9 protein-coding genes and 1 tRNA gene are annotated in these 15,139 nt (G+C 37.6%); 7 read left to right on the forward strand and 3 right to left on the reverse strand.

Translation table 11 applies throughout. The features are described 5' to 3' along the window. The first annotated feature begins 1 nt into the window (after position 1). From ACQK2H_RS04495 to ACQK2H_RS04510, 4 genes are all read left to right on the forward strand, one after another. The gene (locus ACQK2H_RS04495) at positions 2 to 2,062 is read left to right on the forward strand and encodes a hypothetical protein (protein ID WP_425390277.1); all 2,061 of its coding nucleotides are present in this window, start codon (positions 2 to 4) and stop codon (positions 2,060 to 2,062) included. Then, the gene (locus tag ACQK2H_RS04500; RefSeq protein WP_425390278.1) at positions 2,028 to 5,504 is read left to right on the forward strand and encodes a CHAT domain-containing protein; all 3,477 of its coding nucleotides are present in this window, start codon (positions 2,028 to 2,030) and stop codon (positions 5,502 to 5,504) included. The genes ACQK2H_RS04495 and ACQK2H_RS04500 overlap by 35 nt, the downstream gene beginning before the upstream one ends. Positions 5,505 to 5,688: 184 nt before the next feature. Beyond that, a tRNA-Leu gene (locus ACQK2H_RS04505) sits at positions 5,689 to 5,770 on the forward strand. 290 nt (positions 5,771 to 6,060) lie between these two features. Next, entirely contained in the window at positions 6,061 to 6,864 is an 804-nt protein-coding gene (locus tag ACQK2H_RS04510; protein WP_425390279.1) for an alpha/beta fold hydrolase, read from the forward strand. Here ACQK2H_RS04510 and ACQK2H_RS04515 read toward each other — a convergent pair. Continuing rightward, positions 6,861 to 7,400, reverse strand: a complete 540-nt coding sequence (locus ACQK2H_RS04515; protein ID WP_425390280.1) for a response regulator transcription factor — start codon at positions 7,398 to 7,400, stop codon at positions 6,861 to 6,863. The two genes, ACQK2H_RS04510 and ACQK2H_RS04515, sit on opposite strands and share 4 nt — an antisense overlap. Positions 7,401 to 7,741: 341 nt before the next feature. Here ACQK2H_RS04515 and ACQK2H_RS04520 point away from each other — a divergent pair, with 341 nt between their 5' ends. Continuing rightward, a complete protein-coding gene (locus ACQK2H_RS04520) occupies positions 7,742 to 11,605 on the forward strand; it encodes a cadherin domain-containing protein (protein WP_425390281.1) in 3,864 nt (1,287 codons plus the stop codon). A gap of 47 nt (positions 11,606 to 11,652) precedes the next feature. Here the strand turns inward: ACQK2H_RS04520 and ACQK2H_RS04525 are convergent, their stop codons facing one another. Further along, a complete protein-coding gene (locus ACQK2H_RS04525) occupies positions 11,653 to 12,537 on the reverse strand; it encodes an Abi-alpha family protein (protein ID WP_425390282.1) in 885 nt (294 codons plus the stop codon). A 132-nt stretch (positions 12,538 to 12,669) separates the two neighbouring features. Here ACQK2H_RS04525 and ACQK2H_RS04530 point away from each other — a divergent pair, with 132 nt between their 5' ends. Next, complete coding sequence (locus tag ACQK2H_RS04530; RefSeq protein ID WP_425390283.1) at positions 12,670 to 13,260, forward strand: helix-turn-helix domain-containing protein; 591 nt, start codon at positions 12,670 to 12,672, stop codon at positions 13,258 to 13,260. A gap of 183 nt (positions 13,261 to 13,443) precedes the next feature. Beyond that, entirely contained in the window at positions 13,444 to 14,553 is a 1,110-nt protein-coding gene (locus tag ACQK2H_RS04535) for an AI-2E family transporter (protein ID WP_425390284.1), read from the forward strand. On the opposite strand, the gene ACQK2H_RS04540 is transcribed toward ACQK2H_RS04535, so the two are convergent. Continuing rightward, on the reverse strand, positions 14,550 to 15,014 hold the full coding sequence (locus tag ACQK2H_RS04540; RefSeq protein ID WP_425390285.1) for a hypothetical protein: 465 nt from the start codon (positions 15,012 to 15,014) through the stop codon (positions 14,550 to 14,552). The genes ACQK2H_RS04535 and ACQK2H_RS04540 overlap by 4 nt on opposite strands. Positions 15,015 to 15,139 lie beyond the last annotated feature (125 nt).

The following is a 15,139-nucleotide window of genomic DNA, read 5'->3' on the forward strand; positions in this document are numbered from 1 at the left end:
TATGAAAAAGCACTGCATATTTCTCATATTCCTGATAGGCACTTCCGCCTACGCACAAACTGGCGCATTCAAAAAAATCATGAATGACAGAGCCACTGTTAATAAGGAAGTTTTTTATGATCAGCTCATTCAGTTTCAAAAAGAAAATGTTGAATTCTCCAATGTATACTATCAATTGGGCAAGATTGAGCTTAACATTTTTACGGATTTAGATCCAGTAGTTGATCGTGTTGCCTCGAGGCAAAGAATTTATAATGCAAAAACGAATTTTGGTCTGGCCAAAAACTATTTGGATGATAAAGAGGTTGCAAAAAATCCGGATTGGTATGATGTGCCTGATTTGAAGGATAGGGACTCTGTTACCCGAATGGGAGTCCGCAAGATTGAAAGCAATTATGAAAATACCCAGGAATATTCTACGAAGTATGAAGAGCTTGTAGAAAACTATGACCGAGCAGTATATCATTATTTAAAGGCTCGAGAGGGGTTTATCGATATCAACACGAGCGCAGACAACTTAAGACAACTTTTCCTCAAAGCGGATGATTCGCTCAAGATTGCTGTTCGGTCTGTAGGTGTGAGTTTCGATTCTTCCATGTATCACCTGGATATTTACAGACAGTTGTATCAGGAGATTCCATACAAGAAAAAACGAGAAGTGATCGTGAATAAGAAGAAGATTGACCACTTCCGAATGAATGGGATCACCCCTGCGAATTTCCTTGCTGATAACATTGACGTATGGGATTATAAACAATGGTCAGATCGATTCTTAAATCTGCTGAAAGTGGAAGTGGATGGCCTGCAAGATGAAATAAAAAATGCCTACAAATTTTTCATGGCAACTAATGATCGGATGATCAATGGAGATGAATGCATTCAGGCAGAGCTAGATGATCTAAAATTTCAGCGCATCATCAACCTGATTACGAAATATGATAACGAATCAGTTTTAATAGACATCTTCCAATACCTAATCGCTAAGTTGGAGTATGGCAACAAGCTTACATATGAGAAAAATTGCAATGAATTGAATGTGCCTCCGACTGACGATTATATTTCACGGAAAGCACGGATTTATCAAAATCTATATACCTCTTTCAATAAGGCGGATAGTCTCGATGAGCAAATCATCGCTACAGATCATGGTCAGGAAACTTTCCAATGGTTTTTTGATGAAATGATGCCCGAAGGAAACGGCAGTGAGACCTTTGCTGAGAATCAGAAAGAAGAAAACTACACATCATTTAAGGAGGAGTTAGAAGGGCTGATGCAACAAATGCGTATTCAATCTTTCAATACTGACTCTTTGACAGAATGCTACGAAGCAGATAGCATTTTCCTTATCCCCGGGGCTTTTCAAGAAGATAGTTTTTGTGCAAAAAAGAAGCTGCAGTTAAATGATAGTTTGCACCTTATTCAAGGAATCAGAGGAGAAGATAACCTGCTGATAGGAGCCATTCCCATGGGTGAAGACTATGAGAAAGTGTGGGAGTTAAGCCCTTACAAGAACAGCGAAGTTTCCTATTTTAAAATCGTAGGGGACAGTTCTATGATTATTGGAGGTTATAATGGGAAAGCATGGATTACTCAGCTGTCTACCGGTGGAAATGAATATTTTACAGCTCTACTCAAGAATAACGATACGATCAAGAATGTCATCGTAAATCAGCTGCAGGGAGTTGCTACAATTCTTCAAAAAGGTACTGATTATTATACGTTATCACGAATGAATTTTAATGGAAAGGTTGAATCAACCAGTCGAATTGAACTGCAGGGTGAGTACGCAGGAATGATCCGACAAGAGCAATCATTATGGTTGTTTACTCACAATAAAAATTCGGAAGGATCTTACCTCAATGCAACAGTTTACAATGAAAAAGAGAATGCAGTCATTGATACTGTAGGCTATCAACTAAATGCTTCCTTAATAAATCCTTCCGTAATTAAGAATGATAATGAATACCTTACTTTAATCGCGTCGAATAATGACGCAGAAGAGGAAATTGTTTACGCTTTGATGAATTATGAAGGGAAAATTGAACAAGAAACTATTTTTTAGTCCATTAATATTCTTATTGACGCTACCATTTGTATTGGCTCAAGATCAGGTTGATTTTGATACTGAGGTAGACAAAGTAGAATCACTCATAGATAATAGAGAATTTGAACAGGCAGAAGAAGCTTTAATCAACCTACAGCAATCTTTAGAAAATACATCGCTGATCACGCAGGATACTGTAAAGCTATTTTTCACTTCGAAGTTGGCTTTTATTGCTTACCAGCTAGGAGATTGTAAAAGCACCATTGAGCGTAGCAAAGAGGACATTGACCTGCGCAAAGAAATTTACGGTGTGGGTGACCCCATTACATTATCTGCTAACAGAAATCTTGGCATTTACTACCTGAACTGTGATTCTGTAGAGCGAGCTAAGGAAATACTAACCGAAACAGTCCAAATCCATCGTGAAGAAATTGGACAACCTGATGAGCTCTATGCACGATCCTTGGATGATTTGGCCTATGTAGAGGGCAGGCTTGGAAATATCAGCGAAGCAGAGAAGAATTACGATGAGCTTTTGGGGCTTTTAGGGGATGGTAAAAGTTCGTTTTATCTGCACGTGGCAGAAAATTACAGTGCACTTTTGATGTCTTCGGAAAAATACGAAAAAGCTTCACAGTTCTATGAGGACTTGAAAGGTTACATGTCCAAAAAGGCTGAGTACCCTGCTTATTTGAAAGATTATTACAATGTGTTTGTTCACTTAAAAGACTATGTGAAAGCACTCGAGGCTGCATCTGAACTACTTTCGTGGTGCGAAAAGAATGGAGCAATTTGTGAGCAAGCCGGAATTCAGGTAGATGATTTTTTACTTAATAGCGCTCGATTGTCAGTCTTGCTGTTTAGGTATGAGGAGGCGGAGAAATATTATGATCAAGCCGAAACTGTTTATGAAGATTCTCCCACTTATATTTCTTTGCTTTTGGAGCAGGCGGAACTATTCGGGGCTACCGGAGAGAAGTACAAGCAGCTAAATGAACTAAGTAAATCCCTGATAGCTCATAGGAGTAGGAATCTAACGGATAGCGGCACCTACACCAAAACTGTGCTAGAGCTTGGTAAGCTGCACACTGAGATGGGGCGCTTCGAACGAGCTGATGAATTATTTTCCAGCTACATATCTGACCTGGAGGCGAACGCTGAGACAGCTCCGGAAAAGCTTGCTGTAGCTTATCAATCCCTGGGTAACCAGCGGTATCTACTTCAAAACTTTAAAGATGCTGATAAATACCTAACAAAAGCACGTGGTATTCTGCAAAAAGAAGGGCTTACTGATACAAATGAATATGCCTCGGTACTCAATAGTTTAGGGGCGCTATATGAAGCACTGGCCAATTATGAGAAGGCGGAATCCAGCTATCGAACCGCACTGAAAATTTCTTTAAGCGAAAATTCCGGGTTACGTGTTGCACTAGCAACAAACCTTGCGAATATTCTTACCCGAACCAACCCGAAAAACGATTCCATTTTAGTGTTGTTGAATCAGGCGATTGATTGGCAAAAGGAGTCATCAGGGATCGGGCATCCTGCATATGCTAACTTGTTGAGTAACCGGGCAGTATACTACCAGAAAAATGAAGTCTACGATTTAGCCTTAAAAGATTATGAGGAGGCAATTAAAATATTTAAATACACGGTAAGGGAAGATCATCCTCAATACCTGTCGGCACTTTCAAACATTGGGTTGCTGTATGATTTAATGGATAGAAAGGATGAAGCGCTGGAAACCATGCTGTCTGCCAAAGAAAAGTATGCTAAATATTATTCTGAGACTCATCCTGGATATATACGAACAGTGAACAATCTGGCAAACCTGTATACGAAAACAGAGCAGTATGAATTAGCAGAACCCTTACTTATTTCACTGGCAAAAGTACAAGTAAAGGAAATCAATGACTCGTTCACATACCTTTCTGAGTCTGAGAAAAAAACCTTCGTGGAAGAGAAGCAGAAGTTGCTGAATAACTTTAAAGTCTATGTGGTGGCACGATCCACGGAAGAAGAAGGAAGCATTGACCCTGATGTCATAGAAGAATGGTACAATTTGGAATTAAGTACCAAAGGCATGCTTCTGAATTCCACAAAGCAAGTGAGGGAGCAAATTTTCAATAGCGGAGATGAGGAGTTAATCCAATTGTTTTCGGAATGGACGGTAGCACGAAAGCAAATAGCTGACCTGCAATCACTGAAAAGTGACGTAAAGCAGAAGAGTCAGCAGCGGTTGGATAGTTTGCTTCAGAAAACCAATAATTTGGAAAAAGAGCTGTCCAGGAAGTCAGCAGAATTTGGCAGTTCATTTGCAAAGACATCACCAACCTTTGATCAGATCAGGCAAAAAATTGGGTCGGGTGAAGCTTCGGTAGAGATCATCAGAACAGAACTAAATGGTGAGGGAATTTACACGGCATTAGTCGGAACCAATCAAAAAGATAATCCGGAACTCATAGTCATCGGTAAAGGTGATGAGATAGAGAAGAAGGGATTCAATGTTTATAAAAATGCCATTAAGTATAAGCTGGAAGATCCTAAATCATTTGAGATTTATTGGAGGAAAATTCATGATTACTTAACCGCCAATGGGATAGAGAAAATTTTCTATTCCCCCGATGGTATATATCACAAGATCAGTATCAATACGCTCTATAATCCATTGTCTAAAGATTATTTGATCGATGAATTAGCGATTGTTCAGATCAGTTCATCCAAAGATATTTTGTCCTTAAATCTGAATGCGGAAGATTCTGATAATATCCAAAACGTGCTTTTGGTAGGGAGGCCTGCTTACAAAATTGGCGGATCTAATGGTGTTTCCGGTTCTACCAGGAGCTTTGCTATGATTAGCAATGTAGCTGACCTGCCCGGCACAGAGGAAGAAATTACTGAAATACAGGAACTGGTATCCAAAGCTGATGCGACATGTACGACCCTATTAAAAGAAGATGCGAAAGAGGAGGCTGTGAAAGCAGAATTGAATAAAGAGCTCGTTCATATAGCTACTCATGGATTTTTTATGGAGGATGACAAAGCACCAAGTGCTGATCCAATGCTAAGTTCAGGTCTTTTACTAGCAGGAGTAAGTAATGAAAAAATGGATGATAGTTCAGAGGACGGTATTCTGACAGCCTATGAAATCATGAATCTTGGCCTGAATAACCTGGAGATGGTTGTGTTGAGTGCATGTGAGACTGGCCTGGGTGAGATTGCTTCTGGAGAAGGAATCTATGGTTTGCAAAGAGCCTTTTTTGTGGGTGGAGCCAAATCTGTGGTGATGTCCTTGTGGAAGGTAGATGATGAAGCAACGAAGGATTTGATGACCACTTTTTATAAGGACTATCTGAAAAATGGGAATAAACGAGAGGCATTTTTGAATGCGCAGCGTAAGATCAAGAAGAAATACAAGGATCCCATTTATTGGGGAGCCTTTGTAATGCTTGGTGGTTAAGATTTAAAGACCAGCTCTTATTGCAATCTTATTTTTGTTTGGATACTTTTGCCCACCGTTTACGGATGATGCCTGAGTGGCGGAACTGGTAGATCCCGACGAAATGTCGGTACAGGCGCGCACGAAATGTGAGCTGTTGTTCTGTAGGATTCTACTGTTCTCACTCATTAGGAAAAAGATATTTGCCTGAGTGGCGGAACTGGTAGACGCGCACGACTCAAACTCGTGTTCCGCAAGGAGTGCCGGTTCGATTCCGGCCTCAGGTACGAATCCTTCTCAGTTTTCTGAGGAGGATTTTTTTATGCTCCACAAAAAATGCTGGTTCGACCGAATCGTCGGACCGTCCATCCTCAGGTACTCAAGCCCCTGTTAATCATTTGATTTTCAGGGGTTTTTGATTTTTAGGTGGCAATATTGGTGGAGAAAATTTTTTTTAATGAATATTCTGATTCGCCTTATGCCTTAAAAAACCTAAAATTTTAGCGGCCGGAACGGCCGCAGGTTTTCTTAGGTATGTAGCGAAAACGAATTAGCATGGGTTGGCTATATTTCAGATATGCTTAAAATTGACCAAATAGGAAATAGTCAAGTTTCATACTACGATAACTTGAATCAAAGAGATCCAACTCTTCTCTTTATTCATGGAAATTCGTCTAGTCATCAAGTTTTTAAATATCAAATAGATGATGAGTTGCTCAGTAAAACATTTAGAATTATAGCAATTGATCTGCCTGGGCATTATAATAGCAAGCCATTTAAAAACCCATTAGATTACTGCTTGGAAGGATATACAAAAGTGATATCTGATTTGTTTGACAAGTTGGGCTTGAAGGAATCGAATACAACCTTAGTTGGTCACTCTCTTGGAGGGCATATTGCGATTGAGATTTTACCGCTTCTTAAAAACTTGAATGGTATTGTGATTTTCCAAGCACCTCCGATTAACTCCTTAGATACTATAGGAAAAGCATTTCCAGATATTTTAGATGGAATCCCATATCAGTCTGTCGTTAGCTCCAGCGAGCTCGAAAGCTATGTTAACTGTTTAACAATTAAAGATCAGACATTATTCAAACAATGGTTTAAGGAGACTGACTCGAATGCAAGACTTTATTTGGGGCAATCTGTTGCTAGGCAGCAATTTGGAGATGAGATAGCAATTTGGAATTCATTTAGAGGAAAGAAAGCTATTTTTCACGGTTCTGATGATAAGCTCGTCAATTTGGATTATTTGAAAAGCCTTAAATTGAATGGACTCTGGAGGGATGATATTGTAAAAATTCCACACTCTACTCATAGTCCATGCTATGAGAGTCCCGAAGTATTTAATGAATTGTTAATTTCTTTTCTAATCCCCTAAATAAATGACTGATTTATTGCTTCATGAAGCATTTCCGGCGTGTTATTAACCTGGAATTTCTTTAACAAATTCCTTCGATGAGTATCTACAGTATGCTTGCTAATGGATAATCTTGATGCTATTTGATTCGAGGTATTTCCATGATAGAGATAATGTAAAATTTTTTGTTCCGATTCAGTAATGTGAATCTTACTTTGCTTGCTTTTATAGGTGATTTTATTTCCATAGGGAGAGATTATACAGGCACTTAGGGCTGATTGTTTAAGGTTGAAATTGCCAGATACATCCGTAATAAATGTTATACCTTTAGTTACATTATTCTTTGAATCTCTACTTAGTATTTGTGTATTTCTATGAATATATATCGGTCTTTCATTTGATTTCTTCATCTTATAAAATGCACTAAGGTTGAAATCTCTATTTTCATTACCCCATTCATCCTTAAACTTCCATGCAATACCATAAGACCAGGTAGAAATATTTAATACTTGCATCCTATGGAATGGGTGAACAGCATGATTTAATAGATAATCCATGTTAAAATTACTTCGATTTATACCTATTAAAGGCTCTATTTCACCACCCACATAGCAAATCTCATGAGTCCTATAATCAACTATGTAGAAGAATTGATTGTACATGCTAAATATAGAGTCATAGTTATCTAGGCCTAAAGAAGTTTCTTTAGCGAATTGCCTAGTCCTGTAATATCTATCCAGTTCATTTTTGGAACTAACGTTTTCCATAGTCATAATATACTCATAAATGAGTATATGAAAACTTAGTGATGGTGATTTGATTAGCGATATAATTATTTGCTATTCTAAGCACGAACTCTTTTAGTTGGGAGCTAAAACAAAAAAATCCACCATAAATCATGAAACTTAAATTCACTGCCTTATCATTTTTTTTATTTATAACATGCTTGCCAATTTTTGGACAAACTAATTGGGAATATGAATACACATCTGGTTTATCAAGAGAGGCGTATGCTAGAAATATCGGGGACATTGATCGAGATGGTTTTCCCGACTTTGCTGTTATTGATAACGGATTTTTAGACATATTTTATGGTTCAACCAATGGCCCTTCAAGTCAACCTACCACCTTAATCACAAATTCAGACTTTGGGGGGAAAGACTTTACAGATTTTGTTTCAGGAAATTTTAATGGAGATTCCTTTACAGATGTTGTTTTGATGTTCAATGATGAGGTGGTTCTACTATTAGGGATACAGAATGATTTAGAAATTAGCAATTGGTCGTATGCTGTTAGTGGTGACCCTGGAGCAGCTTATGAAATGGAAATCAAAAATGCTGGGGATGTTAATGGGGATGGTATCGATGATCTTATTGTAGGCGATGCTGATTTTGGTAGTTTTAATAAAGGACGAGTAGTTGTTTTCTACGGGAATTCTTCCGGATTTGAAACAGAACCAAATTGGCAGCTTACCACAGATTTAACTTTTGACTACCTCGGCTCTTCGGTATCCTCTTGCGGAGACGTCAACAATGATGGATATGATGATGTATACTTAAGGCGAGCTGCTAAGTCGATCGAAGTTTATTTAGGATCTGATAGTGGCCTAAGTCAATCAAGTTTCTTTTCTGCTTCACCAAGTTTCGAAATTGCTAACAACACCTATTTTGGTTTTGGATACACTTCTCTGAATAAAGTCGGAGACTTGAATGGTGATGGATTTGATGATATTGTCGTTGGAGCGAGAGAAAATAGAACTTTTGGTCTTGACTTTAATGATGTGTTTATTTTCTATGGTTCTGATAATGGAATAAGTTCTGACTATTCAGTTGCGTACTTGCAAAATTTCAATGATGAAGTTAGCACGCGAAATGTTGATAATGGCTATATAGCCTCTTACATAAGTTCTCAAGTAGATTTTAATAATGATGGTTTTGATGATTTGATTCTAGGATATGATGAAGAAAATTACAATTCTGTGCAAGTCTTTTTTGGGAGCATCAACGGAATACCCGAAAATCCCGATACGATATGGGGATTTTCAACATTTGGGACAGAGTTTTACGATAATGTAGAAGGTATATCAGATGTAAATGGAGATGGATTTGGGGATATAATAGTTACCCAATATGATATTGATAAAACTTCACTTTTCTATGGAGACATATCTAAGTCTAAATCTAGTATCAGTTTATTATTCACTTCAAACGAATCTACCACTGTAGAAGGATATGTTACTTCTAATGGTGGTGGAAATATAACAGAATACGGATTTGTTTATGGACTAAATGAAAATCCGACTATAGGAGAAATGAATGTAGTTCAAGAAGCAATTCAGGTTAATACAGACACTTTCAATCTAACCTTATCCAATCTCAGTCCAAATGCTACTTATTATTTTAGATCTTATTCAAAAAACCAAAGAGGTATTTCTTACAGTAAAAACCTAGAAGTTTTTACAAATTCAAGTCCATCAATTAGTGATCAACAATTTGATTTAACCGAAAACTCTCCAGTGAATACACTGATTGGGATTGTTCAAGCTGATGATGCAGATGGAGAAAGTCTAACTTATTCCATATTGTCAGGGCATCATTCTAATACTTTCGAGATAAACTCATCAAATGGTGAATTAATTCTGTTAGATTCCTCTGTTGTAGATTACGAGTCTTTGCAGAATTTAGAAATTGAGGTTAGTGTTTCTGATGGAAATACAGATCCAATTTCAGCTAGAATTACAATTAATATTATCGATCGAAACGAAGCTCCATCTGTTGCTGATGTTTCTTTTACAATTGATGAAAATTCAGCAATTGGGACTTCATTGGGAACTCCAACCTCATCTGACCCTGAAAATGATGATCTTACCTTTTCGATCACTACTGGTAACGATCATGGAGCATTTCAAATTGATGCTAATACTGCTGAAGTAACAGTATCCGATGCAACTCCATTGGACTTTGAAATCAACCCGACTTTTGAAATTACTATTGCCGCGAACGATGGAGAGTTCACCAGTGAAGCGACAATTTCAGTTAGCCTGAGCGACCGAAACGAAGCTCCATCCGTTACTGATGTTTCTTTTACAATAGATGAAAACTCCGCGGTTGGGACCTCTCTTGGAACTCTAACCTCATCTGACCCTGAAAATGATGATCTTACCTTTTCGATCACTACTGGTAACGATCATGGAGCATTTCAAATTAATGCTAATACTGCTGAAGTAACAGTATCCGATGCAACTCCATTGGACTTTGAAACCAACCCGACTTTTGAAATTACTATTGCCGCGAACGATGGAGAGCTCACCGGTGAAGCGACAATTTCAGTTAGCCTGAACGATCGAAACGAAGCTCCATCCGTTGCTGATGTTTCTTTTACAATAGATGAAAACTCCGCGATTGGGACCTCTCTTGGAACCCTAACCTCATCTGATCCTGAAAATGATGATCTTACCTTTTCGATCACTACTGGTAACGATCTTGGAGCATTTCAAATTGATGCTAATACTGCTGAAGTAACAGTATCCGATGCAACTCCATTGGACTTTGAAACCAACCCGACTTTTGAAATTATTATTGCTGCGAACGATGGAGAGCTCACCAGTGAAGCGACAATTTCAGTTAGCCTGAGCGACCGAAACGAAGCTCCATCCGTTACTGATGTTTCTTTTACAATAGATGAAAACTCCGCGATTGGGACCTCTCTTGGAACCCTAACCTCATCTGATCCTGAAAATGATGATCTTACCTTTTCGATCACTACTGGTAACGATCTTGGAGCATTTCAAATTGATGCTAATACTGCTGAAGTAACAGTATCCGATGCAACTCCATTGGACTTTGAAACCAACCCGACTTTTGAAATTACTATAGCTGCGAACGATGGAGAGCTCACCAGTGAAGCGACAATTTCAGTTAGCCTGAGCGACCGAAACGAAGCTCCATCCGTTACTGATGTTTCTTTTACAATAGATGAAAACTCCGCGGTTGGGACCTCTCTTGGAACTCTAACCTCATCTGATCCTGAAAATGATGATCTTACCTTTTCGATCACTACTGGTAACGATCTTGGAGCATTTCAAATTGATGCTAATACTGCTGAGGTTACAGTTGTAGATTCTGAACCGCTGGACTTTGAGACCAATTCCAATTTTGAATACATAGTAGAAGTAGATGACGGAGAATTTACAAATACTGCAACCATAAGTGTATCGTTAAACGATATAAACGAAGCTCCAAGTGACATATTCATATCATCTGATACAATTTCAGAAAATAGAGAAGCTGGGACTTTAATTGGTATACTATCGACAGAAGATGAGGATGGCGATGAATCATTTACATATAGCTTTCCTACTGAAAATGACTTGTTCGAAATTGCTGTTGATGAACTTTTGTCTAAGGTAGAGTTTGATTATGAGGAGTCGGGATCACATTCTCTTGAGATTACTACAACTGATAATGGTGGATTGAGCTTTTCTAAGACTTTCGATATTACAATTATTGACGTGGAAGGAGATGTGCTAGGGTTAGATGAATTGGATGATGATGTTATTATTTACCCAAATCCGGCAAGAGATTATTTAGTCATAAAATGGGAAAAACTTGAACGGGCTACAGTATCTGATCTCTCTGGAAGGAAGTTATTAAGATCTCTCAATCGAACACTTGACTTGAGAGCGCTGAACACTGGAGTTTATCTGATTACTCTTGAAGGAAAAGATTCTGAACGAATCGTATTTAGAATAATGAAAGAATGAGAAAGTTTTCTTAATCTTCGTTTTGTGAGACTCAAAGCCTCGTTTCTTTACACTTTAACTTCGATTTTCAGTGCATATAAAAAGTTAATTCCAAATTGGGTACAAGTTGAATATGAAAACGGCTGATCTATTTTAATCGAGTGTTCCGTATTTCTCATACTTACAAATTCTTCACCATCTGATTGGGAAACAGTAGAGCCAGATTGAATATATCTTTGAATAACATCAGTTTGAGGGTTGATATAATTATCAATTAATTCTATTTTGGATTTTAAATCCAGACTCACCCCAAATCCTTCTGTTTTAACCTGATCATCCACCTTCAGTATTCCTAAAGATTCGAGATTGTTCCAGTACAGACTAATGGCCTTTTTGTTCTTTATATCATTCATACAATTTTCATCAAGTAGATATATAAAAAATCTTGAATCATAAGTCTTAAACTTCAATATGGGGAACCAATGCCTTTTCATCAAACTTCTCAATATTATTGCCTCATCACTAGAAATTTGCTTTAAAACGTAAACATACCTTGGGTGTATGTGGCTAACAGTAGCTTTATTAGATGCTTTTGATAGTAGATCAATAAAAAGATCGGCAAGTTTCTCATCCTTTACTTTGGACAAATGCTCTAGAATTTCTAGAGAAATTTCTGTAGGGGGTTCTATAACCTCTGACTCCTGAACTCCACTCATTTTTTCTCTATATTTATCCATATGCCTTATGAAGTGTATTTTAGCCTTTTCGGATACCCCCTTTAATAAAAGTGTTGGCAAAACGCTAAACTCCAATACATCACCCAATGCCTTTCCTACTTGACTTAAGCCTGGTTTTAAAACATCAGGGTAAATTAATTTCAAAATCTCCATTGAGTTTTTACTTAATTCACCAATTCCAAAGATGTCTATACCGACATTATTTTTCTCAGACATGTTTTTTATTCGAATAAATTAAATATAACTCTTTACTTTATTAAAGTATAATAAAACGGTCGTATTCCTGAACTCAAAGGATCGTTTTTCCAAAAACTCAATTTGGCATTATTATAGTATAGAACTTATCAAATGTCACAATCTACCGATAAATACAAGAATTCAGTTCGCCACCAACTAATGCAAGGTTTTGATCAAAGAATCAAAAGAGCTATGAGCCTACGATCTATGACTCAACTAAGACTTAGTGATCTAATAAGTGTTAGTCAGCCTGAAATATCCTATTACTGTAGAGGTAAGGCTTATCCCAGACTAGGAGTTATTCAGCAGCTATCATTTCACCTTAACGTGTCCTATCTATGGTTAAAATTTGATCAAGGTGATCTATATACAACAAAAGAAGATTTGATAAAGTCGTTCCATAGTTCATTCCCCGAAAAGCTTGTTTGGCTACTTTGGAACAATAAAATTACTCCACTTCAATTATCTAAAGATCTCAATTTAAGTTCCACTACTGTAACTTATTGGTGTGAAGGTGATAGAGTGCCAAACAATTCAACATTAGGAATTCTTACAAATTACTTTAATGTTGAACTTGAATGGTTAATCCAAGGACTTGATAAATTCATTTCTCTTTCCGAGGCGACCAAGTTCAATATTGATGAGCTACGTTACATTCAATATCTAAAGCAGGAGCTTAATTATGATGATCTTATTAATTAAGCATAAAACCGAGGTATCCTTGAACTCGAAAGGTTTTTTCACACTACTCAGCTGGACCTAAAACCCACTCGTTGTATAGTCCAGTCTTCTCAGCAATGAGTTTTACATGTTCAAGGATTTTTTATTCCCCGCATGTCCTTTTGTGTTTTCAGAATGTACCTTTGACTTTCTGAAACAGTACATATGAACCTATCATTCAGTAAGTTTTTTTATGCCATCGCTTCCATTATTGGAATTGTAGCTATCATGCATTTTGCAAAGAGCATGCTGGTGCCGGTATTCTTTGCGATGCTGTTTGCTTTCATATTATATCCTATCGTAAAATGGTTGACAAAAAAAGGACTTAAAAAAGTCCTGGGGATCATCCTGACTATGGGTGGAGTTTTTATACTTTTTTCCGGAGTATTGGTACTCTTCTCTGCCCAAATCATCAATATGGCAAGCCAGTATTCCAACTTCCTGGAAAAACTCAGGGAGACATTAGAAAAGTCAGTGACCTTCTTAAATGACAAAGTTCAAATCATTCCTGACATTGAATCGCAAACCATTTTAGATCGGCTAACCAATGTGTTTTCAGACAGTAGTTTTTTGATCATTTCCGATACGGTAAGTGTAACGGGATCCTTTCTATCATTTGTGGTTCTGGCATCTATTTACACATTTCTTATTCTGTTTTATAGTGAGCATTTAACAGAAGCTCTGACACGTTTTGCAGATAAGAAAAAGCGCAAATCATTTATCAATATGCTCCGAGAGGTGCAGAAGGTAGGTCAGCAATACTTTACAGGAATGCTGCTACTCATTTTAGTACTTGGTGTACTCAATACAGTTGGCCTTTTAATTCTGGGGATGGACTATGCCTTTTTCTTTGGGTTTTTGGCTGCATTACTTGCTATTATTCCCTATGTGGGAACCACACTTGGTGGGCTCATCCCTACCATTTATGCATTTGTGGCCTTCGATAGCTACTGGTATCCGCTTGGAGTAATTCTTATTTTTTGGTTCATACAGTTCATTGAAGGCAATTTCCTTAATCCTAAAATTGTAGGTGGGAATATGCAGATAAATGCACTTTTCTCCATTTTCTCGCTTATTGCCGGAGGATTTTTGTGGGGCATAGCAGGTATGATCCTTTTCTTGCCATTGGTTGCCATGCTAAAAGTTGTATGTAGTCATTATGAAGAGTTGGAGCCGGTGGCCTCACTGATAGGTGAGCGGATTACAGAAGTTCAAAGAGCACCAGAGAAAAGCGCCATAGAAATGCTGGTTGAAAAACTTAAGTCATTCGATTAATCAAACCGATTGTATCTGCATTCATATTGGCATTGCAAATAAAGCGTAGTTATTTGCCTTTCTAAATCATCAGGAACGTCCATAAAGACAATTTTCATTTTTTTCATGGCGGCCAGTGCATCCTTGGCCGTGTAGTCCGATTGTGAACCATGGTAATCCAGCATGAGGTGGGCTAGTTTCATCTGATACTTGCTATTGCCCTTAAACTGACGGATAAGCCTACGAATGACGTAGGATGATTCATCAATAAAGACCAACTTGTCGTTTTCGATAAAACCATAAATCCCTTTAAAATCGGTTAAACGGCCGGTATGCTCAAGAACAGATCTGACTCCATTACCTTTCTCATAAAAAATACTTGAGTCAATGGCGCTTTCTTTTAGAACCTGCATCATTTCGCTTCTTTTTGGAAGATTTTCTTTAACAATACGGTCAAAACGGAGTGCTAGCGGCTGTTTCATAGATCATAAATATTTATTTAAGATAATGGATTTGAATCTTATTTAAGAATGAGATTTTAACATCCCGGTGATTGGTTTTTTGATCAGTGAAAAAGTTCTATTTTTAACCACCTTAACTTGAATAA

This window comes from Ekhidna sp. (genome assembly GCF_965228795.1).
Lineage (GTDB): Bacteria > Bacteroidota > Bacteroidia > Cytophagales > Cyclobacteriaceae > Ekhidna.